General features: G+C 71.8%; 22 protein-coding genes and 1 tRNA gene. 14 read left to right on the top strand and 9 right to left on the bottom strand.

Translation table 11 applies throughout. The features are described 5' to 3' along the window. Positions 1-18: 18 nt before the first annotated feature. The 7 genes from MFF56_RS01050 to MFF56_RS01020 all read left to right on the top strand — a co-directional run bounded on the left by MFF56_RS01050 (position 19) and on the right by MFF56_RS01020 (position 4,826). Positions 19-1,074: a putative bifunctional lysylphosphatidylglycerol flippase/synthetase gene (locus MFF56_RS01050; protein ID WP_066922434.1), complete on the top strand. Its 1,056-nt coding sequence runs from the start codon at positions 19-21 to the stop codon at positions 1,072-1,074. 138 nt (positions 1,075-1,212) lie between these two features. Continuing rightward, positions 1,213-1,857 carry a thioredoxin domain-containing protein gene (locus MFF56_RS01045; protein WP_066922436.1) on the top strand — a complete coding sequence of 215 codons (645 nt, stop codon included), beginning with the start codon at positions 1,213-1,215 and terminating at the stop codon, positions 1,855-1,857. A 191-nt stretch (positions 1,858-2,048) separates the two neighbouring features. Beyond that, positions 2,049-2,429 (top strand): AtpZ/AtpI family protein, encoded by a 381-nt coding sequence (locus MFF56_RS01040; protein WP_066922438.1) that lies wholly within the window; start codon positions 2,049-2,051, stop codon positions 2,427-2,429. An 80-nt stretch (positions 2,430-2,509) separates the two neighbouring features. Continuing rightward, positions 2,510-3,265, top strand: coding sequence for a F0F1 ATP synthase subunit A (locus MFF56_RS01035; RefSeq protein WP_066922440.1), 756 nt, complete (start codon positions 2,510-2,512; stop codon positions 3,263-3,265). Between the two features lie 60 nt (positions 3,266-3,325). Further along, a complete protein-coding gene (locus MFF56_RS01030) occupies positions 3,326-3,553 on the top strand; it encodes a F0F1 ATP synthase subunit C (RefSeq protein WP_066922442.1) in 228 nt (75 codons plus the stop codon). Between the two features lie 192 nt (positions 3,554-3,745). After that, on the top strand, positions 3,746-4,321 hold the full coding sequence (locus MFF56_RS01025) for a F0F1 ATP synthase subunit B family protein (protein WP_066922444.1): 576 nt from the start codon (positions 3,746-3,748) through the stop codon (positions 4,319-4,321). A 19-nt stretch (positions 4,322-4,340) separates the two neighbouring features. Further along, the gene (locus tag MFF56_RS01020; protein WP_197430585.1) at positions 4,341-4,826 is read left to right on the top strand and encodes a F0F1 ATP synthase subunit B family protein; all 486 of its coding nucleotides are present in this window, start codon (positions 4,341-4,343) and stop codon (positions 4,824-4,826) included. A gap of 178 nt (positions 4,827-5,004) precedes the next feature. Here the strand turns inward: MFF56_RS01020 and MFF56_RS01015 are convergent, their stop codons facing one another. Together MFF56_RS01015 and MFF56_RS01010 are read right to left on the bottom strand one after the other, a co-directional pair. Continuing rightward, on the bottom strand, positions 5,005-5,763 hold the full coding sequence (locus MFF56_RS01015; protein ID WP_238229319.1) for a general stress protein: 759 nt from the start codon (positions 5,761-5,763) through the stop codon (positions 5,005-5,007). Positions 5,764-5,798: 35 nt separating this feature from the next. Continuing rightward, positions 5,799-6,110 (bottom strand): hypothetical protein, encoded by a 312-nt coding sequence (locus tag MFF56_RS01010; RefSeq protein ID WP_066922448.1) that lies wholly within the window; start codon positions 6,108-6,110, stop codon positions 5,799-5,801. Positions 6,111-6,314: 204 nt separating this feature from the next. Here MFF56_RS01010 and flhA point away from each other — a divergent pair, with 204 nt between their 5' ends. Further along, positions 6,315-8,453 (top strand): flagellar biosynthesis protein FlhA, encoded by a 2,139-nt coding sequence (gene flhA / locus MFF56_RS01005; protein ID WP_066922450.1) that lies wholly within the window; start codon positions 6,315-6,317, stop codon positions 8,451-8,453. Between the two features lie 6 nt (positions 8,454-8,459). Here flhA and MFF56_RS01000 read toward each other — a convergent pair whose 3' ends face one another. The 3 genes from MFF56_RS01000 to MFF56_RS00990 form a co-directional block, all read right to left on the bottom strand. Then, entirely contained in the window at positions 8,460-8,801 is a 342-nt protein-coding gene (locus tag MFF56_RS01000; RefSeq protein ID WP_066922452.1) for a DUF1491 family protein, read from the bottom strand. 70 nt (positions 8,802-8,871) lie between these two features. Continuing rightward, positions 8,872-9,549 carry a peptidoglycan-binding domain-containing protein gene (locus MFF56_RS00995; protein WP_238229318.1) on the bottom strand — a complete coding sequence of 226 codons (678 nt, stop codon included), beginning with the start codon at positions 9,547-9,549 and terminating at the stop codon, positions 8,872-8,874. A gap of 64 nt (positions 9,550-9,613) precedes the next feature. Then, entirely contained in the window at positions 9,614-11,524 is a 1,911-nt protein-coding gene (locus tag MFF56_RS00990; RefSeq protein WP_238229317.1) for a PAS domain-containing sensor histidine kinase, read from the bottom strand. 261 nt (positions 11,525-11,785) lie between these two features. On the opposite strand from MFF56_RS00990, the gene MFF56_RS00985 reads away from it, so the two are divergent. Beyond that, entirely contained in the window at positions 11,786-12,109 is a 324-nt protein-coding gene (locus MFF56_RS00985; RefSeq protein WP_066918741.1) for a hypothetical protein, read from the top strand. A gap of 65 nt (positions 12,110-12,174) precedes the next feature. Next, positions 12,175-13,314: a hypothetical protein gene (locus tag MFF56_RS00980; RefSeq protein ID WP_238229316.1), complete on the top strand. Its 1,140-nt coding sequence runs from the start codon at positions 12,175-12,177 to the stop codon at positions 13,312-13,314. A gap of 1 nt (position 13,315) precedes the next feature. Here MFF56_RS00980 and MFF56_RS00975 read toward each other — a convergent pair whose 3' ends face one another. Then, positions 13,316-15,667, bottom strand: a complete 2,352-nt coding sequence (locus MFF56_RS00975) for a PAS domain-containing sensor histidine kinase (protein WP_066918121.1) — start codon at positions 15,665-15,667, stop codon at positions 13,316-13,318. Positions 15,668-15,837: 170 nt separating this feature from the next. Next, the gene (pepN, locus tag MFF56_RS00970) at positions 15,838-18,450 is read right to left on the bottom strand and encodes an aminopeptidase N (protein WP_238229315.1); all 2,613 of its coding nucleotides are present in this window, start codon (positions 18,448-18,450) and stop codon (positions 15,838-15,840) included. Between the two features lie 226 nt (positions 18,451-18,676). Between pepN and MFF56_RS00965 the strand changes: the two genes are divergently transcribed. Both MFF56_RS00965 and MFF56_RS00960 read left to right on the top strand, forming a co-directional pair. Beyond that, positions 18,677-19,969, top strand: coding sequence for an adenylosuccinate synthase (locus MFF56_RS00965; protein ID WP_066921198.1), 1,293 nt, complete (start codon positions 18,677-18,679; stop codon positions 19,967-19,969). A 63-nt stretch (positions 19,970-20,032) separates the two neighbouring features. Further along, on the top strand, positions 20,033-21,460 hold the full coding sequence (locus MFF56_RS00960; RefSeq protein WP_066921199.1) for a histidine kinase: 1,428 nt from the start codon (positions 20,033-20,035) through the stop codon (positions 21,458-21,460). A 109-nt stretch (positions 21,461-21,569) separates the two neighbouring features. Here MFF56_RS00960 and rpoH read toward each other — a convergent pair whose 3' ends face one another. Then, positions 21,570-22,469, bottom strand: a complete 900-nt coding sequence (gene rpoH, locus MFF56_RS00955) for an RNA polymerase sigma factor RpoH (RefSeq protein WP_066921201.1) — start codon at positions 22,467-22,469, stop codon at positions 21,570-21,572. 296 nt (positions 22,470-22,765) lie between these two features. Next, positions 22,766-23,767, bottom strand: coding sequence for an RluA family pseudouridine synthase (locus MFF56_RS00950; RefSeq protein ID WP_197430536.1), 1,002 nt, complete (start codon positions 23,765-23,767; stop codon positions 22,766-22,768). Between the two features lie 274 nt (positions 23,768-24,041). Between MFF56_RS00950 and MFF56_RS00945 the strand changes: the two genes are divergently transcribed. Both MFF56_RS00945 and MFF56_RS00940 read left to right on the top strand, forming a co-directional pair. Next, positions 24,042-24,116: transfer RNA gene (locus tag MFF56_RS00945), tRNA-Glu, on the top strand. A 295-nt stretch (positions 24,117-24,411) separates the two neighbouring features. Then, positions 24,412-24,678: a hypothetical protein gene (locus MFF56_RS00940; protein WP_066921204.1), complete on the top strand. Its 267-nt coding sequence runs from the start codon at positions 24,412-24,414 to the stop codon at positions 24,676-24,678. Positions 24,679-24,711: the final 33 nt, after the last annotated feature.

Genomic DNA, 24,711 nt, shown 5'->3' with positions numbered 1-24,711 from the left:
TCCGGGGACGAGAGTGCCATGAAGAAGATCAGCGAGTTCATCTGGCCGCTCGTCGGCCTCGCGGCCGTCGTCGTCTCCGGCTACTTCCTCTACCAGGAACTGAAGTCCACCTCGCTCTCGGCGATCTGGGGCGCGATCCTGGCGATCCCGCCGCACCGGATCCTGCTGGCGCTGGTCTCGACCCTCGTCGCCTACGCGGCGCTGGCCTGGTACGACCGGATCGCGCTGCTGCATCTCGGCGTGCGCCACATCTCGTGGCTGTTCGTCTCGCTCTGCTCCTTCACCACCTACGCGCTCTCGCACAATATCGGCGCCTCGGTCTTCTCGGGCGCGCTGGTGCGCTACCGGGCCTACACCGCCAAGGGGCTCTCGGCCGCGCAGGTCGCGGTGCTGGTGGCGCTGTGCTCCTTCACCTTCTTCCTCGGCACGGTGTCGCTCGGCGGCCTGACCCTCGTCCTCGACCCGCACCTGCTCTCGCGGCTCGAGGGCAAGCTCCCGGCCGTCTTCACCGACCCGAAGACCGCGCTCGTCGTCGGCATCGGCATGCTGGCCTTCGTGGCGCTCTACGTCGCCGGCTCTGTCCTGCGCCTGCCGCCGCTGCACATCCGCGCGTTCAAGCTGGAATATCCGCGCCCCGGCATCATGGGCCGCCAGCTGATCGCCGCGCCGCTGGAACTGCTGGGCGCGGCCGGCATCATCTACTTCGCGCTCCCCGAGTCGATGGGTGTCGACTTCCTGACCGTTCTGGCGATCTTCCTGGCCTCGTTCTCGCTGGCGCTCGCCTCGCACGCGCCCGGCGGTCTCGGGGTGTTCGAGCTGGTCTTCATCACGGCGATGCAGATCACCGACGCCGCCCAGAAGGACGCCGTCATCGCTGCGGTGATCGTCTTCCGGGTGTTCTATCTCTGGCTGCCGCTGCTCGCCTCGATCGTGATCGTGCTGATGTTCGAGCGTTCGCGCCTCGCGGCCGCGGTCGGCAGGAACGAGACGCCGGCCGTGCCAGAGCCTCCGGTGACCGCCCCGGGCCTCGATGCCCACGAGATCGAGCACAAGCTCAAGGAGAAGGCGGTCTGAGGATCGCCGCGGCCGCAGGGCCATCCCCGTAACCCGGCGAGGCCTGGACCGCCGTCGATTCGTCGCCTTGCAAGCGCCGTCCGGCCCCGCTACCGCAGACCCGGAGATCGTCCGACCATCAGCGGAGCCAGTCACGACATGATCACGCGGCGCGACGCTTTGAAACTCACCGGGCTCGCCGTGGGCGCGGCCGTCATCCTGCCGAAGCTCGGCCTGCCGGCCCTGGCGCAGGGCGTGGACGCCGCCGCGCTGATGCAGCCCGGCCCGCTCGGCGACGTCTGGCTGGGTCCGAAGGACGCGAAGGTCACGATCATCGAGTACGCCTCGATGACCTGCTCGCACTGCGCCGCCTTCCACCGCACCACCTGGCCGGCGCTCAAGGAGCGCTACATCGACACCGGCAAGGTGCGCTTCACCCTGCGCGAGTTCCCGCTCGATCCGCTGGCCACCGCGGCCTTCATGCTGGCGCGCTGCGACGGCGACGCGAAGTACTACCCCATCACCGACCTGCTCTTCGACCAGCAGCAGGCCTGGGCCTTCCAGCAGAAGCCCGTGGACGCCCTGGAGCAGATGCTGCGCCAAGCCGGCATCAGCAAGGAGAAGTTCGAGGCCTGCCTGAAGGACCAGAAGCTCTACGACGGCGTGAACGCCACGAAGCAGCGCGGCCTCGACACCTTCAAGGTCGATTCCACCCCGACCTTCTTCATCAACGGCGAGCGCTACAAGGGCGAGATGACGATCGACGGGATGGAGAAGGTGATCAAGCCGATCCTCGGGGCCTGAGCGCCGCGGCGACGCTTATCGAGGGCCAAGCTGTCCCGGCGGGCCCGGAAAACGCCAAAACATCAACTTTCGCAGTGACTTGGTTGATGTTGTCCGTGCCTTGACACGCCATAGGGGCGAAACTATGGTGCGCCGCGCTTGAAGGGGGCAAGCCTCGTTTCCGGGTCCTCTCGACACTGTGAGGTCGCGCCGTGAGCGGCAACGACACCAAGGGCGAGGGGCAGGGAGACCGGGCACCCACGGACAGCGAACTCTCCGCGAGGCTCAGACGTCTCGAGACGCAGATCGACGGCAAGCGGCCCGCGGCCTCTTCCGATCCTTCGCCGCGTCCAGGGCCGTCCGCGCACTCCTCCCTCGGGCAGGCGATGACGCTCTCCACGGAGTTCATCGCCGCCATCATCGCGGGCGGAATCCTCGGTTGGCTGTGCGACCATTTCCTCGGGACGAAACCCTGGGGGATGATCGTCCTTGTGCTGCTGGGGTTCGTGACGGGCGTCTACAACATCATGCGTCTGTCCGGCTTCTCGGGGACGAACGGCCCCGGGGGCCCAAAAGATCGCAAAGGCCCTTGAGGGTCGACACGGATTCGGGTTAGCCGCCCGGGGCGGGCCGCCAAGGCCGCCCGAGCGCGCGAGGGAGCAGAAGCAAGAGCATGGCGGCCAGCATCGACCCGATCCACCAGTTCGAGCTGAAGCCGCTCGTCTCGCTGGGCCATATCGGCAACCAGGAAATCGCCTTCACCCAGTCGGCGCTCTACATGTTCGCCGCCGTCGGCGTCATCGCCTTCATCACCATCGTGGCCACTGCCGGCCGCTCGGTGGTGCCGGGCCGGATGCAGGCGCTGGCCGAGGTCTTCTACGAGTTCATCGCCGATACGCTGCACCAGGCGACCGGCGACAAGGAGCAGCGCTTCCTGCCGCTCGTCTTCTCGCTGTTCATGTTCGTGCTCATCCTGAACCTGTTCGGGATGATCCCCTATGCCTTCGCGGTGACCAGCCACCTGATCATCACCTTCGGCCTCGCCTTCCTGGTGATCTCGACGGTCGTGATCTACGGCGTGATGAAGCACGGCAGCCACTTCCTCGGCCTGTTCATCCCGGCGGGCGTGCCCAAGCCCCTCCTGCTGATCATGGTGCCGATCGAGATCGTCTCGTTCATCTCGCGCCCGATCAGCCTCTCGGTCCGTCTCTTCGCCAACATCCTGGCGGGCCACATCGCGCTCAAGATCTTCGCCTTCTTCGTCGCGCAGCTCCTGCTCGCCGGCGCCTGGAGCATCCTCTCCCCGCTCCCGCTCTTCCTCACCATCGCGCTGACGGCCCTGGAATTCCTAGTGGCGGCCCTGCAGGCCTACGTCTTCGCGACGCTGACGGCGGTCTACCTCGCCGACGCCCTTCACCCCGGCCACTGAGAACCCTCGGCCGGCCTCCCTCCGCGCAACGAAAATCGTTCGAAACCTCAGGAGTTACTCATGGATCCCGTCGCTGCGAAGTACATCGGCGCCGGTCTCGCCTGCCTCGGCATGGCGGGCGCGGGCATCGGCCTCGGCAACCTGTTCGGCCAGTTCTACGCCGGCGCGCTTCGCAACCCCTCGGCCGCCGACAGCCAGCGCACCAACCTGCTTCTCGGCTTCGCGCTGACCGAGGCGCTCGGCATCTTCTCGCTGCTCGTCGCGCTGCTCCTCCTCTTCGCCGTCTGAGGCGGGATCGCTCCGTCGCCGCGGGTCCGCCGCGGCGACGGGCACGGCTCAGGTGTTCCCCGCAAAGCTCCCGATCCCGACGGATCCCACTCCGGCCACGGCGACGCGGCGGGAGCTTCGCGAGAGACACCGAGCGCTCGGGCTAGACCTGCGAGCGCTCGATTGTTTTCACACTCCTTTCAGGACGGGACCATGGCGCAGCCGAACCCTCTCACCACTCCGCCGCCCGGGACCGACACCTACGCGGGCAAGGGCGAGATCCTGCACCCGGCCGAGAAGCACGCCTTCCCGCCCTTCGAGACCCATACCTTCCTGGCGCAGATCGTCTGGCTCGCGCTGGCCTTCGGCCTGCTCTACTACCTGATGTCGAAGATCGCGCTGCCGCGCATCCAGGGCATCCTGCACGATCGCGCCACCCGGCTCTCGGCCGACCTCGACGAGGCCCAGCGCATGAAGTCCGAGGCCGATGCCGCGGGCGCGGCCTACGAGAAGTCGCTCGCCGACGCGCAGGGCAAGGCCCGCGAGATTGCCCAGGAGACCCGCAACGCGCTCTCGGCCGAGGCCGAGACCAAGCGCAAGACGCTGGAGGCCGAGCTGAACCAGCGTCTGGCCGCCTCCGAGACCACCATCCGCGGCCGCACCGAGCAGGCCATGGGCAACGTCCGCACCATCGCGGGCGAGACCGCGACCGCCATCGTCGAGCGCCTCACCGGCCAGGCCCCCGACCAGGCCAGCGTCGAGCGCGCCCTCAACGCCACCGCGCACTGAGTAGGAACCCACAACCATGCTGCTCACCGCGGAATTCTGGGTCCTCGTCGCCTTCGTGGTCTTCCTGGCGCTCGCCGCCAAGGCCGGGGCCTTCGGCGCGATGACCAAGGGGCTCGACAGCCGCGCCAAGCGCGTGCGCAACGAACTCGACGAGGCCAAGCGCCTGCGCGAAGAGGCCGCCGCCGTGCTGGCGGACTACAAGCGCCGCCGCACCGAGGCCGAGCGGGAGGCCGAGGCGATCGTCGCGAGCGCCCGCGAGGAGGCCGAGCGTGCCGCCGCCGAGGGTCATCAGCGCCTGAACGACTTCGTGGCCCGCCGCACCAAGGCGGCCGAGTCGAAGATCGCCCAGGCCGAGGCTCAGGCCGAGGCCCAGGTCCGCGCCGCCGCGGCGGATGCCGCCGTGAAGGTCTCCGAGACCATCCTGCGCGAGCGGATGCAGGGCGACGCCGCCCAGAACCTGATCCGGTCGAGCCTCGGCGAGGTCCGGACCCGCCTGCGGGCCTGAAGCGCGCCAAACTGCGAATCGGAAAGGGTCGCCCGGGGGGCGGCCCTTTCTCGTTTCGGGATGTCCGATACGGGCACGCTGCCTCAGCGCCTCAAGCTGTAGCTCCTCCCTCCCTCCGCTCGGCGGGGAGAGGGATACAGCAACACGCGAAGGGACCGGCCGGAAGCCGCATGACGCCTCAGCGCGTCGTCGCGCCGTGGGTCTGGCCCGGCGCCGGGGCGGTACCCGTCTGCCGGCCCGGCTCCTCGCGCGCCACGTCGGTCGTCTTCGGCAGGCCGGCGGTCGCGGGCGCGCTCGGATCACCGAGGCCCCCGGACGCCGCGCCCGCGGCGCTCGCCGTGCCCAGGCCGCTCGCGCTGCTGGACGCCGTCCCGTCCGTCGCGCCGCCGCCCGTCCAGCCCTCGGCGCGCCAGCCCTGGGCGCGCTCGTCGAGGTCGATCGAGCCGTGCTTGTCGAGGATCGCCAGCGCCCGGTCGGCCAGCCCGTCATCGACGCGCGCGGTGACCAGGGTGCCGCCGCGGCGCACGCCCTCCGCGTAGGTCTCGGCCTCGTGCTGGCTGAGCCCGGCGCCGGTGAGGCCGCCGATCAGGCCGCCGGCCGCCGCGCCGACGCCGGCTCCCGTCACGGTTGCGACGAGCCAGCCCGCCGCCACCACCGGGCCGACGCCCGGTATCGCCAGAAGCCCCAGACCGGCGAGCAGGCCGGCGCCGCCGCCCAGTACCGTGCCGAGCGTCGCGCCCGTGCCGGCGCCGTCCGCCGCGTCCGATTCCTCGGCCGCGGGGCGGGCGGTGGGCGTGCGCCCGCCGATCCGATTCTTGGGATCGCTCGCGACGATGCTGATGTCGCTGTGCGGGATGCCCTCCGCCTCCAGCTTGTCGACGGCGCGGGCCGCCGCCTCGTAATCGTCGAACAGGGCCGTGACGGCGCGTGTGGCCATGGTCTGTCTCCGGGTCTGTGTGGGGCGGGCCGCCGCTACTGGGCGGCGACGTTGCCGCGGTAATCCATGCCGATCCGAACCTGCTTGCCCGCGTGGGTGGCGGTGCCCTGCCAGATGCCCTGGTCGGTCTTCTTCAGGTCGGTGATCTCGGCAAAGCCCATCTTGGCGAAGCGCTCGCGCACCTGGGCCTCGGTGAAGCTGTTGGCGCCGGGCTGGAGCGGCTCGCCGACCGCGCCCTGTCCGTGCGGCGCCTCGGGGGCCGCCTGCGGTCTGGCCTGCGGCTCCTGCGCGGAGGCGCCGGTCACGATGAGGGCCAGAAGGGCTGCGGGCAGGAGCGGGCTGCGCATCGGCGGCGATCCTCGTGGGGGCGATCGGTGTGGCGCCGCCGGGCCTCGATTCCGTGCGCTGTCCCGTGGCGGCCTGTTCCGTCACAAGCCCCGGGCGCGCGCCGGGGTTCCGATTAACGTCCCGCTAACCATGCACCCGGCAAATCTTGCCGTGTCCGTCCGGAGCCGGAGGCTCCGGGCGCGAGGGCGGGTGAGAGACCGGGCATGAGCGACACGGCCACAATGCCGGCCAAGGGCGGGATCGGGGGCGCGCTCTCCGGCTTCACGATGCCCAATCGCGGGGACCTCCAGGCGCTGTCCAAGCGCTCGGACCTGTTCTTCGCCACCGCCGTGATGGGCATCCTGGCGGTGCTGATCTTCCCGCTGCCCGCGGTGCTGCTCGACCTGCTGCTCGCCGTCTCGATCATCATGTCGGTGCTGATCATGATGACGGGCCTGTTCATCGACAACCCGCTCGAATTCACCGTCTTCCCGACCTTGCTCCTCATCGCCACCATGCTGCGGCTGGCGCTGAACCTCGCCTCGACGCGCCTGATCCTCGGCCACGGCCACGAGGGCACGGCGGCGGCCGGCCACGTCATCGAGGCCTTCGGCAACTTCGTGATGGGGGGCAATTTCGTCATCGGGATCATCGTGTTCGCGATCCTGATCATCGTGAACTTCGTCGTCATCACGAAGGGCTCGGGCCGCATCGCCGAGGTCGCGGCGCGCTTCACCCTCGACGCGATGCCCGGCAAGCAGATGGCGATCGACGCCGACCTCTCGGCGGGGCTGATCGACGAGAAGGCGGCCAAGGCCCGGCGCGCGGCGCTGGAGGAGGAATCCTCGTTCTTCGGTGCGATGGACGGCGCCTCGAAATTCGTGCGCGGCGACGCGGTAGCGGCGCTGCTCATCACCTTCATCAACGTGATCGGCGGCATCATCATCGGTGTGGCCCAGCAGGGCATGCCCTTCGGCGCGGCGGCCAAGAGCTACACGCTGCTCACCATCGGCGACGGCCTCGCCTCTCAGGTGCCCGCGCTGATCGTCTCGACGGCGGCCGGCATCCTGGTCTCGAAGGCGGGCGTGAAGGGCTCGGCCGACAAGGCGCTCGGCAAGCAGCTCGCGCACTACCCGAAGGCGCTCGGCATGTCGGCGGGCGTCATGATCCTGATCGGCTTCCTGCCCGGCATGCCGATCCTGCCCTTCCTGCTGCTCTCGGGCGGCGCCGGCTACGCCGCGTGGCGCATCGCCAAGACCGCCAAGGAGGCGCCGCCCCTCGACGCGGACGGAAAGCCCGCCGATCCGGCAGCCGCGGCCGCCGCCAAGGAGGAGACGGTCACCGACCTGCTCAAGCTCGACGACCTGAAGCTGGAGATGGGCTACGCGCTGCTCGCGCTCGTCAACGGCGAGGCCGGCGACCGGCTCACCGACCAGATCAAGGCGCTGCGCCGCCAACTCGCGGCGGAACTCGGCTTCGTGATGCCCTCGGTGCGTATCCTCGACAACGTCCAGCTCGAGGCCAACGCCTACGTGGTGCGGGTGAAGGAGATCGAGGCCGGCACCGGCAAGATCTTCCCCGGCCAGTTCATGGCGATGGATCCGATGGGCGGCCAGGTGCAGCTGCCCGGCCAGCACATGCTGGAACCGACCTTCGGCCTGCCCGCCACCTGGATCGACGCGGGGCTTCGCGACCAGGCCCAGCTCAAGGGGTACACGGTGGTCGATGCCGCGACCGTGGTCTCGACGCACCTCACCGAGATCATCAAGGCGCACGTCTCGGAACTCCTCAACCACGTCGAGGTGCAGAAGCTTCTGCGCGAGCTACCGAAGGAACACGGCGAGCTCCTGAAGGAGGTGGTGCCGGCCCAGATCTCCACGACCGGCATCCAGCGCGTGCTGCAGTTCCTGCTCGCCGAGCGGGTCTCGATCCGCGATCTCGGGGCGATCATCGAGGGGATCGCCGAGGTGGCGGGCGCGGTGAAGAACCCGCGCGACATCGTGGAACACGTGCGCGCCCGCCTGGGTCGCCAGATCTGCGCGCAGTACCAGGGGCCGGACGGCATGCTGCCGATCATCACCCTGTCGCCGGCCTGGGAGCAGGCCTTCCTCGACTCGATCGTGGGCGAGCGCGAGGAGCGCTACCTCGCGATGCAGCCCTCGAAGCTCTCCGAGTTCGTCAACACGGTGCGCGACCGCTTCGAGCAGGCGGCCCGGCTCGGCGAGATGCCGGTCCTCGTCACCTCGGCGCAGTCCCGGCCCTTCGTGCGCTCGATCATCGAGCGCTTCCGCCGCGAGACCCCGGTGATGAGCCAGGCCGAGATCCACCCGCGGGCGCGGCTCAGGACGGTGGGATCGATCTGAGACCCGCTACTCGGCCAGATCCAGAAAATGCCGTCCCGCCCGGTCGTCGATCTCGATGATCCAGAGATCCGAGTCGAACCGCGCCTCCTTCGCCAGCCGCTCCTCGACGTCGAGGGGCGTCGAGCCCTGGAGGAGCGGGCTGAAGCGGCGGTCGCCCGAATTCTCGTCGTCGAACAGGGCCTGCGGGGCGGGGCCATAGAGGTCGGCGCTGCCGTCGAGGCGATCGACCTTCACGAAGATCGAACCGGCCTCCGCGGCGCCGCGGCGGCGCAGCACGGCCGGGATGTTCGCCACGTCGAGGCGGCGCAGATGGGCGGAGACGAAGAAGTCGGAGCGCAGGCGCGGCATCGGGAACCCTCGGGACGCGCCGGGATGCGCGCCCCCGCGCGGCGATGCAAGCCGTGCCTCGCGCCGGACCTCAGCCCTGTCCGGCCTTCTGGGACAGTTCGCGCAGCGTCCGGCCCGCCGGCTCGCCCTTCACCGGCAGCTTTGCGGCCCGCTCGAACTTCTCGATCGCCGCCCGGGTCCCCGGGCCCATCAGGCCGTCGGCCTTGAGCGGGCCGTAGCCGAGCTTGTTCAGGGCCCGCTGGGCCTGGATCACGGCGGTGTCCTTCGGGCTCACCGAGGCCGTGGTCTCCTCGGAGCGGATCAGCGCGGCGATCGGGTCGGGCTTGGCTTCAGGCTTGGCCGCCTCCCTGCGCGGCTCCGGTCTCGCTTCGGCGGTCCGGACGGGCTCGGCCGGTCGCTGCACCTCCGGGGGACGCTCGGGCGCAGGTCTTGCGGCCTCCCTCGGCAGCGGCGCCTTGGCCGAGGCGACCACCGCCGGCTTCGGCAGGATCGGGGCCGGGTGGCGGCCCGCCTGCGAGCCCAGCGCGTTCACGCAGACCGCCGCGACGGCGCCCAGTACCGCCAGCGAGCCCAGAACGCTGCCGGGCTGGGTCCGGCAGAGGCGCACGGTCCCGCCGAGCCCGGAGAGGGCGAGCCCCCGCCAGTCCGGCGTGGGCTGCCGCCGCCGGGGTGCGGGGCGCCTCGGGGCCGTGTCGCGCCTCTGCGGTCGCTCGTCGCCCGCCACGCTGATCTCGCGGTAATCGCGCATCCTCACTCCTCATGGCGTAGCCCCGATCCCTGCCGGGATCGGGGCTTCTCGCGTGGATCCGCCCTCAGCCGGCGCGTCTCAGGGGGCGGGTGGACTCGGTCCCGGTGGTCGCCGGCTCGAACAGGCCGAGGGGCAGACGGACCACCGGGCCGGCGGCCCGGGGCACGAGCCGCCGCACCGAGGTCGAGACCGGGGCGGGCGCCGCTGGCGCATCGATCGGGCGACAGAGGCGGGGCAGCGTCACGGTGACGCTCGTGCCGATCTCCGGCGCGCTCTCGATGGCGATCGAGCCGCCGTGCAGGCCGACGAGGCCCTGCACCACCGAGAGGCCGAGGCCCGTGCCCTCGTGCGCCCGCTTGTAGTCGCTGCCGCCGCCCTGGAAGAACGGTGTGCCGAGACGGGGCAGGTCGGCCTCGCGGATGCCAGCGCCGGTATCCGACACGGCGATCTCGAGTCCCGCGCCGGTGCGCCGCAGCGCCACCTCGACCCGGCCGCCGCGGGCGGTGAACTTCACGGCGTTCGACAGGAGGTTGATCAGGATCTGGCGGCAGGCGCGCGGGTCGGCCGTGATCTCCACGGGACCGCCCGCGGCCGGCGGCACCAGGGCGATCCCGGCGGCGTCCGCGCGCAGCCGCATCAGGTCGCAGCAGCTGCGCACGAGGTCGGCGACGTCGGTCGGCTCCGGCGCGTAGTCGAAGTTGCCGCTCTGGATCCGGCTCATGTCGAGGAGCGAGTTGACCACGTCGAGGAGGTGGCGGCCCGACGTCGCGATGATCCCGGCATATTCCCGCGCCTGCTCGGACCCCAGCGTGCCCGCCCCGGCGCCCCCCAGCACCTCGGAGAAGCCGATGATGGCGTTGAGCGGCGTGCGCAGCTCGTGCGTGACGTTGGCCAGGAACCGGCTCTTGATCTCGTTGGCCCGCTCCGCCTCGGCGCGGGCGCGCTCCAGCTCCTCCGCGTGCCGGCGGTGCTCGGTGACGTCGCGGGTGACGGCCACGACCCCGAATTCCACTCCGCCGCCCGCGACCGCGCCCTCCACCCCGCGCGCGATCCGGTGGGCGCGCATCTCGGCGTGGATCAGGCGGGCGCCGTCCGTGCGGTCGGCGGTCGCCTCGACGTGGAGGCGGAACGGCACGGTGGCGGGCCGGCCGGTCGCCGCGACGTCGCTCAGCGCCTGCAGGAAGGCCGGGCGGTCGGCCACGTGCACCCGCTCCAGGAGGCCGTGGGCGCGCAAGGCGCCGGCCTCGACGCCGAGGAAGCGGGCGGCCGAGGCGCCGGCCTCGATGACGCGGCCGTTGACGTCGTGCCAGGTGACGAGGTCGTCGATCGCCGAGAGCAGCAGGCGGTCGCGCGCCTCGTTGTCCTGCAGGCGCCGGCGCACCCGGCCCTCGTGCCGCAGGTGGCCGACGAGCTGGGCCGCGACGTGGCCGATCGCCGTGATCACGAAGACCGGCATGGCGACGGAGACCGAGAGGTCGAGCACGGGGCCGGCCGGCATCCAGCTCCCGGCGCAGGCCACGACCAGCGCGCCGAGCGCCGCGATCCCCGCGGCCGAGATCGCCGAGCGCTTCGAGCCCGAGATCGCGGCCTCCAGCGGGATCGCCACCAGCCAGACCGCGGCGGCCGAACCCGCCCCGCCCGTGAGGCCCGCGAGGCAGACGACGAGGCCGGTCAGCCCCGCCGAGGAGATCGCGTGCGCCATCCAGAGATGGCCGGTGCGGGAGAGGATCACGGCGGCCAGCACCGGCAGGAGCAGGCTCGCCACCGCGAGCCCCTCGATCACCGAGGGCACGCCGCGCCAGACGAGGTAGGGCGGCAGCGCCGCCATCATCACGGCGCCGGTTGCGAGCCGCGAGATCAGGAAGCGCTCGTGGCGATGGCGCACCGCCTCGTCCTGCACGGAATCGTGCACGAGACCCGCGAGGCGCGCGTCGATCAGCGAGGGCAGAACATCTTTGATACGCAAGACTGACACGCAAAACGCTGGACCTCTCGGCCCCGGCGTCCCCGGCTCGACTTCGAACGACCGGCCGACCGTCGCAGGGGGCGCTTAAACGAGTGTTGCCCGGCTTCCGCGATCGCCCGGGATGCTTTCCGGCAGGTAACCGGCCGCATGCCGGATGGACGGAGCCATATTCACCATGTCGAAGGATTCGGGCGCCGCGTTGAGGGCTGCTTCAGATCCCGCGCGCCACGGTCGCGCGACCTTGCTCAGGATTTTCGCGGGGCCGAGCCCATGTCCTTCCTGCTGCGCGCCATGCTGGTGATCGGCGTGCTCTCCTACTTCGCCCTGAGGCGCGGTGATCCGGATGCGCTCCCCCCCGCGCTGCCCTCCGGCGGCGCGGTCCTGGCGGCGGTGGCCGGCGCGGCCCCGGCCGCGATCCAGGCAGGTGCCGCGGCGCTGCCGCCCGAGACCCGCGAGCGCGTCGCCCGCGAGGCGCTGGCCGGGCTGATCCGGCGCGCCGGCCAGCCGGTCCCCGAGATCCCGGACGCCGCCTCGCGCGACACCCTCTCGGCCACCGACCGGGCGCCGCCCTGGCGCGGAAGCGAGGCGCGCTGAGCACGGCTTTGCTATAGGGGTGCCGGGGCCGCCGGGCCTCGATGATGACGGCGGGGGCGGCGGGAATGATCGGGGGATGCTGGATCCGGCGGCGCGGCGCGCTCGCCGCGATGCTGGTCGCGCTCGCCGGCCCGGCCATCGCTGAGGACCTGCTGCCGGCCGCACCCCGCTACGCCCGCAGCCCCGGCTGCCCGGCGGTGCGGATCGCCATGCCGCCGGCCGCGCACGCCCTGCCGGGGGGCGTGCAGATCTCGCCGCGGCCCGCCGACATCCCGGTGGGGCAGGGGGAGAGCGCGATCTGCTTCGCCTATGCCACCGCCGACATGATCTCGCAGCGGGTCGGGCGCGCGGTCTCGCCGCTGGACGTCGCCACCAAGTTCTACTTCGCCGACCCCGAGCGCCTCGCCGCGCTGCCCGATCCGCGCCTCGCCCGGCACCTCCGGGCGCATCCGCGCTTCCGCGAGGACATCGCCTGGAGCCGCAACGCGGTCGACATCGACCCGACCCGCAACCCCCGCCACGAGCCCTACTTCGACAAGCTGGAGGGCGGCGAGGAGGACGCGGCGGCGCTGCTCTACAATCTCGACGGGCTCTGCGACGAGCGCGACCTGCCCTCGCACGAGGGCTACGCGCACCACGCCCGCTTCTTCCTGGCGCAGCGCTACGGCGCCTACGTGCGGGCGCCGAACCAGTGCTTCCGGGCGACCGGCGCGACGGTGGAGCGGCTGCGCAGCCGCCGGGCCGACGCCCTCAACGCGGCCTGGATGGCGCGGGTCGCGGCACTCTGCCGACGCAGGCCCTCGCCGGTGCCGCTGCTGCCGGTCTCCTACCGGGTGGCCTCGAACCAGCTCGAGTTCATGGCGATGATCGAGACCGGCAAGCTTCCGGCGCGGACGCGGATCGACCGGATGCTGGCGATGCTCGACTACGCCCTCGACCGGGGCCGGGCGCCCACGATCGGCTACAGCTGGTACATCCTCGAGGCGCGCGACCCGAAGGACCCGGATCTCGCCGCCGACCATTCGAGCACCGTGGTGGCCCGCCGCCGGGTCGGCGGGCGCTGCCAGTACCGCGTGCAGGACAACACGGGCGCCTACTGCGCCCACATGCGCCCCGGCATTCGCGAGCGCTGCGAGGACGGCCGGATCTGGCTCTGGGAGGCGGAGCTGCGGCGCACGCTCTACAGCGTGATCTACCTGCGCTGAATCAGATCGCCGCGCGGGCCATCTCGCGGCGGCGCGTCGCGCCCGAGGCCTCGCGCAGGGCGGCCACCGTCTCCTGCGCGCCCGCGTCGGGCGCCGCCATCGCGGCGGCCTGGGCCAGGCGCTCCGGGGTGGGGGCGGGCAGTCGCACCAGCACGATCGTGCCCTGGTCGACCTCGGAGCGGATCCGCAGGGAGCCGCCGTGCAGCTCCGCCATCGAGCGCGCGATGGCGAGGCCCAGCCCCGAGCCCTTGTGGCTGCGGGTCATGTTGGCCTCGACCTGCACGAAGGGCTGGCCGAGGCGGGGCAGGACGGTGCGCGGGATGCCGATGCCGGTGTCTTCCACGAAGATGTGGGTGCGGTCGCCGGCCCGGCGGGCGCGCACCACGACGCGGCCCTCGGCGGCGGTGAACTTCACGGCGTTCTGCAGGAGGTTGGTCAGGATCTGGTGCAGGGCGCGCGCGTCGGCGAGCACCGTCAGGTCGGGCGCGATGTCGAGGCCGACATGCAGCGACTTCGCCCGCGCCGCCTCGGCGACGAGCTTCAGCGCCGCATTCACGGCCTGCTCCGCCGGGATCTCGCGCGGGGCGAGGCGGACGCGATGCCCCTCGATGCGGGACATGTTGAGGATGTCGTCGATGACCGAGAGCAGGTAGTGCCCGCTCTCGCCGATGTCGCGGCAGTACTCGGTGTAGCGCGGCGAGCCGAGGGGACCGAACACCCCGCTGGCCATCACGTCCGCGAAGCCGATGATGGCGTTGAGCGGCGTGCGCAGCTCGTGGCTCATGTTGGCGAGGAAATCGGATTTTGCCTGGCTCGCGGTCTCGGCGGTGGCCTTCTGGTCGAGGTAGCGCTCGGCGAGGTCGGCGAGCTGCTGGGTCTGGACCTCGAGGGTGCGGCGGGAGCGCTTGAGGTCCTTGACCGTCTCGATCAGCTCGCGCTCCGAGGCGACGAGCTGCTCCTGGTGCCGCTTCAGGCTGGTGATGTCGGTCCCGACCGAGACGTAGCCGCCGTCCTTGGTGCGGCGCTCGCTGATCTGGAGCCAGCGCCCGTCCGTCAGCTCCGCCTCGAAGGTGCGGGCGGTGGCAGCCCCCGATTCCGGCATCTCGCGCCGGATCTGCGGGAGCATGCCCCGGCTCATCACCTCGGTGTAGCGGCGGCCGGGTTGCGCGTCCTCCGGGTTGAGGGCGTGCAGGTGGCGGAATTTCGAGTTGCACAGGACCAGCTTGTTGCCGGTGTCCCAGAGCACGAAGGCTTCCGAGATCGCCTCGATCGCGTCGCGCAGGCGCATGTCGGCGGTGGCGCTGGTCTCGGCGAGCTGGTGCTGCTCGCTCACGTCGATGGCGATGCCGACGAGGTGGCTGCCGCCGTCGTTGGGGTCGGGCACCACCTCGGCGCGGGTGCGCAGCCAGACGTAGGCGCCGTCGGCGCCGCGCATCCGGAAGGCGTGGTCCACCGAGGTCTGGTTGGCCGCCAGCCCGCGGGCGAGGCTGTAGAGGTCGCCATCGTCCGGGTGCACCAGGGCGTTCACGGTGCCGAAGGAGAGGTACTCGTGCTCGCGCCGGTAGCCGAGGAGCGCGTACATCGAGTTCGACCAGTAGATCCGCCCGCGCGGGATGTCCCAGTCCCAGAGGCCGCAGCCGCCGCGGCCGAGGGCGATGTCGAGGCGCTGGCGGATCTGCTCGCAGACCCGGTCGGCCGTCTGCGCCCGGCGGCTCTGGAGCCCGTAGGCCACGGCGACGCCGAGGATCACGAGGATCGCGGCGCCGACCAGCACCGTCTGGTCGCGGGCGCGCTCGCGCCAGCCCGCCAGCAGGGGCGCCAGGGGCTGAACCACGGCGAGGCTCTGCCCGTCCGGCAGCCGCCCCATCGCGGCGAGCACCGGCTCGCCGCCCGGGGGCGTCAGGGTCAGGACGCCGGCCCGCTGCCCGAGAACCGTCAGCGCCTCGGCCTCCCCGAGCACCTGCACGAGCCGGTCCTGCCCGGCCGGCAGCGGCGGCTGGGCCGCGAGGATGCGCGCGTCGGGGGCGATCAGAAGCAGGCGCCGCTCGGTCCGGGCCTGACCGGCCGCGAGCGCCGCGAGGTCGATGGAGCCGCCCGGCAACGCGGCGGCGAGCCGGAGCGTCGTCGTGATCTCGGCGGCGGCGGCCGCCGCGATCTCGTCGCGCTCGCCGCGGACATGGACGACGGTGAGGCCGACGAGGCAGGCCAGGAAGCACGAGAGCAGCGCGGGGATGGCGTAGCGCAGCCCCGCCTCGACCCGGGCGAGGCGCCCGCTCCTGGCACGGGCCGGCCAGTGGACGCCCAAGATCGTGTCCGCACGCGCGGAGAGGGAAGCGGAAGCCGCCTCCGGCATGTCCGGACCTCGTCCTAGGGAAAATCGGGATGTCGGGAGGCGCTCGGCGCCGTCCCGAATCTGGATTCAATATGCCTTGGGGCCGCCGCGATTGTCCACGGATTTTTGAGGCTACAGCTTGACAGCGGGAGGCTGTTGCGGATTCGCCCCGGCGGCTATTTCGGTTTGGTTTACAAATGGTTAATTGGCGCAAGACTGCGCGCCGCGATGTCGGCCACGTCCCGCGACAGGCCCGGGATCGTCTTGATCTGCTTGAGGATTTCCTCGGCCTTACAGGCGCGTGTTTTTTTCAGGCGGCGCCAGGATCCGAAGGCCGTGAGCAGCTTGGCGGCGACCTGCGGATTCGTGCTGTCGAGCGCCCGGACCGTGTCGGCGACGAGGGCGAAGCCGGCCCCGTCCGGCCGCGCGAACTGGGTCGGGTTGCCGAACGCGAAGGAGCCGATGAGGGCCCGGACGCGGTTCGGGTTCGTCAGCGCGAAGGCCGGGTGCGCCGTGAGGCGCGCGATGCGCGCGAGGGTGCCGTCCTCGGGGATCATCGCCTGGACGGCGAACCACTTGTCGAGGACGAGCGGCTCCTCGGCGTAGCGCTCGGCGAAGGCGGCGAACGCGGCCTCCCGGGCCTCGCCGGGGATCAGCGCCAGCGTGCCGAGCGCCGCCAGCCGGTCGGTCATGTTGGTGGCGGCCTCGAAGTGCGCCGCGGCGCGGGCGGCGCCGGTCTGCGGGTCGCCGGCCGCCACGAGGTCGAGGGCGGCGTTGCGGAGCGCCCGCCGGCCGGCCGCCGCGGCGTCGGGGCTGTAGGGGACGCCAGGTGCCTCGGCGAGCGCGTCCCAGAGCGCGTCGAGGCGCGGGCGGAGCGCGAGGCCGAGCTCGCGCCGGAGCGCGCTGCGCGCGGCGTGGATCGCGTCCGGATCGACCTCCGCCCGCATCTCGTTGGCGACCTCGCCCTCGCTCGGGATCGCGAGCGCCAGGGCCGCGAAGGCGGGGTCGCGCGCGCCCTCGCGGTCGAGGAGCCGGCCGAGCGCCTCCGCGAAGGCGGCCGAGGCGCTGCCGCCGCGCATCAGGGCGTGGGCGACGCTCTGCGCGGCCTGCCAGCGGTTGAACGGGTCGGTGTCGTGGGCGAGCAGCCGCAGATGGTCGCCCTCCGAGAGATCGGCCTGGAGCCGGACCGGGGCCGAGAAGCCGCGCAGCAGCGAGGGCACCGGCGGCTCCGGCACCTCCGAGAAGCGGAGCGTCGCCTCCCGCGCCGCCAGCACGTAGACCCCGTCCCGCACCTCAGGGCAGGTCGCGCCGTCGAGGGCGCCGCCCGCGCCGACGAGGCCGAGCGCCACCGGGATCACCAGGGGCTCGCCGTCGTCGAGGCTCTGGGCGAGGGTCAGGTCGTAGGTCCGCGCCGTCGCGTCGTGGCGGCCCGAGGCCGTGAGCTGCGGCGTGCCGGGCCGGGCGTACCACTGCGCGAACGCCGAAAGGTCCCGCCCGCTCTCCGCCTCGAAGGCCTTCAGGAAGTCCTCGACGGTGGCGGCGCGCCCGTCGTTGTCGGCATAGTAGCGGTCCATGCCGGCCCGGAACGCCTCGGGGCCCAGCAGGGTCTTGAGCATCCGGACGATCTCGGCGCCCTTCTCGTAGACGGTCGCCGTGTAGAAGTTGTTGATCTCCGCGTAGGCGGTCGGGCGCACGGGGTGGCGCAGCGGGCCTGCATCCTCGGGGAACTGCCGGGCGCGCAGGGCGCGGACCTCCGCGATGCGGTGCACCGCGCGCGAGCGCATGTCGGAGGAGAATTCCTGGTCGCGGAAGACCGTCAGGCCCTCCTTCAGGCAGAGCTGGAACCAGTCCCGGCAGGTGACGCGGTTGCCCGACCAGTTGTGGAAATACTCGTGCGCGATGATCGCCTCGATCGCCGCGTAGTCGGCGTCGGTGGCGGTCTCGGGGCTGGCCAGCACGTACTTGTCGTTGAAGATGTTGAGGCCCTTGTTCTCCATCGCGCCCATGTTGAAATCCGAGACGGCGACGACGTTGAACACGGCGAGGTCGTAGGCGCGCCCGAAGGCCTCCTCGTCCCAGCGCATCGAGCGGATCACCGCGTCGAGCGCGTAGGCGGCCCGCTCCGCCTTGCCGGGCTCGACATGGACGGCGACCCGGACGTCGCGCCCCTCCAGCGTGCGGAAGGTCGTCTCGACAGGGTCCAGCCGCCCGCCCACCAGGGCGAACAGGTAGGCGGGCTTCGGGTGCGGGTCGTGCCAGACGGCGTAGTGCCGGTCGGTGCCGGGGACCGGGCCGCCCTCGACGGGATCGCCGTTGCCCAGCAGCACCGGCGCCTCGGCGGCGTCGGCCTCGATCCGGGTGGTGTAGACCGAGAGCACGTCCGGCCGGTCGAGGAAGTAGGTGATGCGCCGGAACCCGTCCGCCTCGCACTGGGTGCAGTAGACCCCGCCGGAGCGGTAGAGCCCCATCAGCTTCGTGTTGGCGGTGGGATCCACCTCGGTGACGATCGTGAGCGTGAAGGGGCGCTGCGGCGGCTCGGCGATCTCCAGCCCCTGCGGCCCGGCCGTGAAGCTCCCCGGCGCCAGCGGCGCGCCGTCGAGGTCGAGCGCGACGAGGCGCAGGTCGTCGCCGTCGAGGCGTAGCGGCGCCCCGGCCTCGCCCGCCGGGTTCGGGCGCAGGCTCAGCACCGCCGTGATCCGGGTGCGGTGCGGGTCGAGCCGCACGTCGAGATCGACCCGCTCGATCAGGTGGTCGCTCGGCCGGTAATCCGCGAGGTGGATCAGCGGGGGCGTCTCGGTGCGCATCGTCTCGGGTCTCCGCTCGGGCCGGTCTCCCGGCTCTTCTAGGCGCCCCCGGCGCGCCTGTCGCGCGGAGCGTCCCGTCCGCCATGCACCGCTCCATGCACCGCTGCCTGGGGGCGGCTTGCTTGATTTCCCGGGCCGGATCGCGGAAAGGGTCTCACGGCAACGGGTTACCCGCGCACAAGCCGGCTTATCGTCCGCTGGCACAACACACGGATCGAAGGCACGCATGGCGAACGTCGTCGTCGTAGGCGCCCAGTGGGGCGACGAGGGGAAGGGCAAGATCGTCGACTGGCTCTCCGAGCAGGCCGACATCGTGGTGCGCTTCCAGGGCGGGCACAATGCCGGCCACACCCTCGTCATCGACGGCGTCACCTACAAGCTGGCGCTGCTGCCCTCCGGCGTGGTGCGCGGCGGCAAGCTCTCGGTCATCGGCAACGGCGTCGTGGTCGATCCCTGGCATCTCGTGGACGAGATCGCGCGGATCCAAAGCCAAGGCGTGGCGATCTCGCCCGAGACGCTGCGCATCGCCGACAACGCCACGCTGATCCTGCCGCTGCACCGCGAGCTCGACCATTTCCGCGAGACCGCGAATGTGGGTCTCAAGATCGGCACGACCAAGCGCGGCATCGGCCCGGCCTACGAGGACAAGGTCGGCCGGCGCGCCATCCGGGTCGTCGACCTCGCCGACCCCGACACGCTGCCCGCCAAGATCGAGCGCCTGCTCGCCCACCACAACGCGCTTCGTCGCGGCCTCGGGATCGACGAGGTCGACGCGGGCGCGCTCCTGGCTGAGCTGAAGGCGATCGCGCCCACCATCCTCCCCTACGTGGCGCCGGTCTGGTCGCTCCTCGACGAGGAGCGCCGCCACGGCAAGCGCATCCTGTTCGAGGGCGCGCAGGGCGCGCTCCTCGACGTGGACCACGGCACCTACCCGTTCGTGACCTCCTCCAACATCGTCGCCGCCCAGGCCGCCACCGGCTCCGGCCTCGGGCCCGGCGCGATCGGCTACGTGCTCGGCATCGCCAAGGCCTACACCACCCGCGTGGGCGAGGGCCCGTTCCCGACCGAGCTGTTCGACGAGATCGGCGAGACCATCGGCGCCAAGGGCCGCGAGTTCGGCGTCAACACCGGCCGCAAGCGCCGCTGCGGCTGGTTCGACGCGGTGCTGGTGCGCCAGACCGTGCGGACCTCGGGGATCCACGGCATCGCGCTGACCAAGCTCGACATCCTCGACGGGTTCGAGACCATCCGGATCTGCACCGGCTACCGCCTCGACGGCCAGACCATCGACCACCTGCCGGCGAGCCAGGCGGCGCAAGGACGGGTCGAGCCGATCTACGAGGAGTTCCCGGGCTGGGCCGAGACGACGGCGGGCGCCCGTTCCTGGGCGGAGCTGCCGGCGCAGGCGATCAAGTACGTGCGCCGGATCGAGGAACTGATCGGGGCGCCCGTCGCCCTGCTCTCGACCTCGCCGGAGCGCGACGACACCATCCTGATGCACAACCCCTTCGAGGACTAGGCAGCACGAGCCTCGGGCGCGTGGCGCCCAGAGGTCAGCCCGTAGGGGACCGGACCGGGGACGATGGCCGATTACTACCCGCTGCTGGCGCGCGCCCTCGACGCGCTGCCCGACCGGACGCCCGCGATGCGCCGGGCCGTCTACGACCGGGCGCGCAACGCGCTGGTCGCCCAGCTCCGCTCGATCGACCCGCCGCTGAGCGAGGACGACATCGACACCGAGCGCCGGGCGCTCGACACGGCGATCACCCGTCTGGAGGCGACCTACGACATCCCGGCCGCCGCCAACGATCCGGACGCCGCGCCGGCGGTCGCGCCCGCCCCGGCGCAGGGTCCGGCCAAGGTGCCGGAGCCGCCGCCGGCCGTCCCTTCGCCGGCGCCGCCGGTGCAGACGCCGGCCCCGCCGCCGCCCGTGCCGGGGCCGGCCGCCTTCGCCGAGGCCGCGCCGCCCGAGCACCCGGCCGAGCCCTTCCTGCCGCCGGCGCCCCCGCCGCACTTCGTCCCGGCGCCGGTGGAGCCGCCGCGGGAGCCGGCCATCGCCATCGCCGCCCCGCGGCCGCCCGGCGAGGCGCCGCCCCCATCCGAGCCGGAGCCGGTCGCCGCCCCGGAGCCGGCGGCCACGCCCGAGATCGCGAACGGGCGCCAGCGCCCGCGCATCGACGTGGTGGCGCCGCGCAACCGCTCGCGGCTCCTGCGCAACGCCTTCGTGGGGGTCGTACTCACCTGCGTGATCGGTGCGATCGCGGTCGCGGCCTACCTGCTGCGCGATCGTCCGACCGAGTTCCAGGCGGCCGCGCCGAGCGGCGCGGACAGCCAGCCCGAGAGCGGCGACGCGAAATTCGCGGACCGGGTCGGCGGCGAGCCGGCGCCGGCCGAGCGCGCGACGCCCGCCGAGGGCCGCGCGCCCGCTCAAGGGGCGGGTCAGGCGCCGGCCCAGCCCGACCTCGCCGTCGCGCAGCGCGCGACGCTGCTGGAGGAGGGCGGCGGCGGACCGGACGCGCAGCCGGTGACGAGCCAGGGGCGCGTCCTGTGGCGGCTGGAATCCGTGAGCGGCGAGCAGGGTCAGCCCCTGCAGACGGCGATCGTCGCGACGATCACGATCCCGGACGCCCTCACCCTGACGCTGACGATCCAGCGCAATCTCGACGCGACCCTGCCGGCCTCGCACACCGTGAGCCTCGCCTTCAGCCCGTCGGGGCCGGAGGCGTCGAAGCGGACGGTTCAGGATGTCGGCCTGCTCCAGGCCAAGGACGATGAGGGCGCCCGGGGCTCACCCCTCTCGGGACTGCCGGTGCGGGTGCGCGAGAACCTGTTCCTGATCGGGCTGTCGTCCCTGCGCAACGACGTCGATCGGAACACCGACTTCCTGCTCCATCGCAACTGGTTCGATCTCGGCCTGCGCTACGCCAACGGTCAGCGCGCCGTGGTGACCTTCGAGAAGGGCAACACGGGCGCGCAGGTGATGCAGCGGGCGTTCGAGCAGTGGCGGTGAGGGCCGGCGCGGTCGCGTCCGCCTGAGCCGCCGGCCTCCGTCGCCCGCTTCCGAAACGGGCGGCATCGGAGCGGCGATCCCGGCGCGCGGCGTCGGGATTCCGGCGGCGTCAGGCCTCGGCCCGCGCCTCACGGCCCGGGGAGGCCTCGCGGGTGGCGAGGTTGCGCTTGACCGCCTCCTGCACCTTCTCGAAGGCCCGCACCTCGATCTGCCGCACGCGCTCGCGGGAGACGCCGAACTCGCCGGAGAGGTCTTCCAGCGTGATCGGGTCGTCGGCCAGCCGCCGCGCCTCGAAGATGCGGCGCTCGCGCGGGTTGAGCACGCCGAGGGCGTCGCGCAGGGCCGAGAGGCGGTTCTGCCCCTCCTGCTCGCGCACCAGCACGGTCTCCTGGCTCGGGCTGTTGTCGACGAGCCAGTCCTGCCACTCGCCCTCGCCCTCCTCGCGCAGCGGCGCGTTGAGCGAGGTGTCGCCGGACAGGCGCCGGTTCATGTCGACCACGTCCTGCTCCGGCACGCCGAGGCGGGTCGCGATCTGTGCGACTTGATCCGGCTTGAGGTCGCCCTCGTCGAGCGCCGAGATCCGGCCCTTGGCCTTTCGCAGGTTGAAGAAGAGCTTCTTCTGGTTGGCGGTGGTGCCCATCTTCACGAGCGACCACGAGCGCAGGATGTATTCCTGGATCGCGGCCTTGATCCACCACATGGCGTAGGTGGCGAGGCGAAAACCCTTGTCGGGGTCGAAGCGCTTGACCGCCTGCATCAGGCCGACATTGCCTTCCGAGACCACCTCGCCGATCGGCAGGCCGTAGCCGCGGTAGCCCATCGCGATCTTGGCGACGAGACGCAGGTGCGAGGTCACGAGGCGGTGCGCGGCCTCGCGGTCACCCCCGTCGCGCCAGCTCTTGGCGAGGGTGAACTCCTCCGACGGCTCCAGCATCGGGAACTTGCGGATCTCGTCGAGGTAGCGCGACAGGCCACCTTCGTTGGCGAGCACGGGCAAAGCGCCGGCCATGGGCATTCTCCTTGAGGGTCCCCCTCCCGGGCGGACGCGTGTTGCGGACGGTCGCTCCTTGAGCCGGCCGTGCGACTCACCATCTGTACTCCGTGAGCCGTCGGGCCGGTAGCGGTTCCGCGAACCGGTTGTCGTGATCAACGCGCGAGGGCCCGGTCGGTTGACACTGGCACGATTGGCCGCGGGTATCGGTGTCCTTTCGCACCTGCGCGCGGATCGGGCTTGACCGTTGCCGGCGGGCAACTCGGGCGCGCCATCCCCCTTTGCCCTTCCCCTTCGCTGTCCCCGTGCGGCGGTTACAGCCCGAGCGTCGCGGCCAGCCGCGCGAGGTCGGGCGGGGCCGCGCTCTCGAAGCGCAGATGCTCGCCCGTGCGCGGATGCGCGAAGCCGAGGAGCGCCGCGTGCAGCGCCTGCCGCCGCAGCGCCGCGAGCGCGGCCTGGGCCGCCTCCGGCAGCCGCGCCGCCTTGGTCTTGAAGGCTGCGCCATAGACCGGGTCGCCGAGGAGCGGGTGCCCGATATGGGCGAGGTGCACCCGGATCTGGTGTGTGCGCCCGGTCTCCAGGCGGCAGCGCACCCGGGCGACCTCCGCGCCGTGGCGCGCCTCGACGGCGTAGTGCGTCACCGCGTGGCGGCCTTCGCCAGGGCGCACCACCGCGATCTTCTCACGATTGTGCCGGGAGCGGGCGAGCTCGGCCGTGACGGTGCCGCGCGCGGGCTCGGGCACGCCCCAGGCCAGCGCCAGGTAGGCGCGCTCCAGCGGCCCGCTGCGGCCGTGGTCGGCGAACTGCGCGGCGAGGCCGTGATGGGCGGCATCGTTCTTGGCCACGACCATCAGGCCGCTCGTGTCCTTGTCGAGCCGGTGCACGATGCCGGGCCGGCGCACCCCGCCGATCCCCGAGAGGCTGTCGCCGCAATGATCGAGCAGGGCGTTCACGAGCGTGCCGGTCTCGTTGCCGGGGCCTGGATGCACCACCAGGCCGGCGGGCTTGTCGATCACGACGAGGTCGTCGTCCTCGTAGGGCACGACGAGGCCGAGCGCCTCGGGCAGCGGCGCGGCGGGCGCGGCCTCCGGCACCGTGACGGCGAGGCTCGCGCCGGCCGCGACCTTCAGGGACGGGTCGCGCACCGCCGCGCCGTCCCGCCGCACATGGCCCGCCCGCACCAGATCCTGGAGCCGCGAGCGCGAGAGGTCGGGGAACAGGAGCGCCAGCGCCCGATCCAGCCGCACCGGCGCCTCCGCGGCGACCACGCCCTGCCGCTCCGTCCCGCCCGCATTCCCCACCGGATCACCCGTCACACCGTTTCTCCCGCCCGCCTCGAAAAAGCGTCACGCGGGGGTTGCTCCCGCATTCAGGCGTCGCTATAGGATCGCCACGCCGCCGCGGGAAGCTCCCATCGCCCAGCGGTCTAGGACAGCTTCATGCCCCTTCGACCCTACCGAGTATGTAGGTACAAGGGGTTGGGCACGGTCAGCCTACCAAGGGTTGCCGGCCTGCAGGTGTTCCAATGACCGCTACGATCGTTGACTGTCCCAAGGTAGGTATGTAGTAAGCAAGTCTTGCTCAAGTAAAGCGCCTATCGTCTAGCGGTTAGGACAGGTCCCTCTCACGGATCAGACCGGGGTTCGATTCCCCGTAGGCGCGCCATACAAATCAAGCACTTGGCTAGGATCCATGATCCGCGGTGCTAACAAGAATCTCCCAAAAGTTAGCACGCGTAAGTCGGCGCCCTCGCTCGTTCGAGCTATTGGCAAGCCCGTTGGATTCGCTCTCAACAGCCAGTGGGTACGCTTACCTGGGTTTCGTCGGATCGGGCTCGCCGGCCGCTTGGCGAGAGACGGGTCGATCTTGACTTTGGCCGCGGCCTCTCCAGGCCCAGCTGGGAAGGGGGCGGCGCCACATTTCTTCCACAAATTGCATCGGTAGGGTTGCTGAGCAGGCGGTGTTCCGCCACGGCGCGTTCGCGGGTCGGTACGTGATCGCGTCCGGCCAGCACCTCCTCGGCGACGAGCAGGCGCTGACCGGGCCGGGCGTGCCGAGCGACGACGACATGGCCGAAGCGCCCTTGCGGGACGCTATGGGCCAAGCCGATGATCCGGACCCGACCGGGCATGTCGCGGTTTCGTCGGTGGGGACCGCGACCGCGGTTCTCCTTAGAGCCGTTCCCCATCACGTTGCAATCGGGAACGGCTCTAAGTCCTTGTTGTGACGCGCTCTCTTTCGCCGAACCGGCATCCACTTC

This window comes from Methylobacterium hispanicum, assembly GCF_022179285.1.
Lineage (GTDB): Bacteria > Pseudomonadota > Alphaproteobacteria > Rhizobiales > Beijerinckiaceae > Methylobacterium > Methylobacterium hispanicum.
Note: the sequence above shows the minus strand (reverse complement) of the source record. Positions and strands in the feature narration are given on the sequence as shown.

Bases quoted from the DNA above. Each gene is read 5' to 3' on its own strand.
- MFF56_RS01050 (WP_066922434.1), top strand. From the start codon at position 19: ATGAAGAAGATCAGCGAGTTCATCTGGCCGCTCGTCGGCCTCGCGGCC.
- MFF56_RS01045 (WP_066922436.1), top strand. From the start codon at position 1,213: ATGATCACGCGGCGCGACGCTTTGAAACTCACCGGGCTCGCCGTGGGC.
- MFF56_RS01035 (WP_066922440.1), top strand. From the start codon at position 2,510: ATGGCGGCCAGCATCGACCCGATCCACCAGTTCGAGCTGAAGCCGCTC.
- MFF56_RS01030 (WP_066922442.1), top strand. From the start codon at position 3,326: ATGGATCCCGTCGCTGCGAAGTACATCGGCGCCGGTCTCGCCTGCCTC.
- MFF56_RS01025 (WP_066922444.1), top strand. From the start codon at position 3,746: ATGGCGCAGCCGAACCCTCTCACCACTCCGCCGCCCGGGACCGACACC.
- MFF56_RS01015 (WP_238229319.1), bottom strand. From the start codon at position 5,763: ATGGCCACACGCGCCGTCACGGCCCTGTTCGACGATTACGAGGCGGCG.
- MFF56_RS01010 (WP_066922448.1), bottom strand. From the start codon at position 6,110: ATGCGCAGCCCGCTCCTGCCCGCAGCCCTTCTGGCCCTCATCGTGACC.
- flhA (WP_066922450.1), top strand. From the start codon at position 6,315: ATGAGCGACACGGCCACAATGCCGGCCAAGGGCGGGATCGGGGGCGCG.
- MFF56_RS01000 (WP_066922452.1), bottom strand. From the start codon at position 8,801: ATGCCGCGCCTGCGCTCCGACTTCTTCGTCTCCGCCCATCTGCGCCGC.
- MFF56_RS00995 (WP_238229318.1), bottom strand. From the start codon at position 9,549: ATGCGCGATTACCGCGAGATCAGCGTGGCGGGCGACGAGCGACCGCAG.
- MFF56_RS00985 (WP_066918741.1), top strand. From the start codon at position 11,786: ATGTCCTTCCTGCTGCGCGCCATGCTGGTGATCGGCGTGCTCTCCTAC.
- MFF56_RS00980 (WP_238229316.1), top strand. From the start codon at position 12,175: ATGATCGGGGGATGCTGGATCCGGCGGCGCGGCGCGCTCGCCGCGATG.
- MFF56_RS00975 (WP_066918121.1), bottom strand. From the start codon at position 15,667: ATGCCGGAGGCGGCTTCCGCTTCCCTCTCCGCGCGTGCGGACACGATC.
- pepN (WP_238229315.1), bottom strand. From the start codon at position 18,450: ATGCGCACCGAGACGCCCCCGCTGATCCACCTCGCGGATTACCGGCCG.
- MFF56_RS00965 (WP_066921198.1), top strand. From the start codon at position 18,677: ATGGCGAACGTCGTCGTCGTAGGCGCCCAGTGGGGCGACGAGGGGAAG.
- MFF56_RS00960 (WP_066921199.1), top strand. From the start codon at position 20,033: ATGGCCGATTACTACCCGCTGCTGGCGCGCGCCCTCGACGCGCTGCCC.
- rpoH (WP_066921201.1), bottom strand. From the start codon at position 22,469: ATGGCCGGCGCTTTGCCCGTGCTCGCCAACGAAGGTGGCCTGTCGCGC.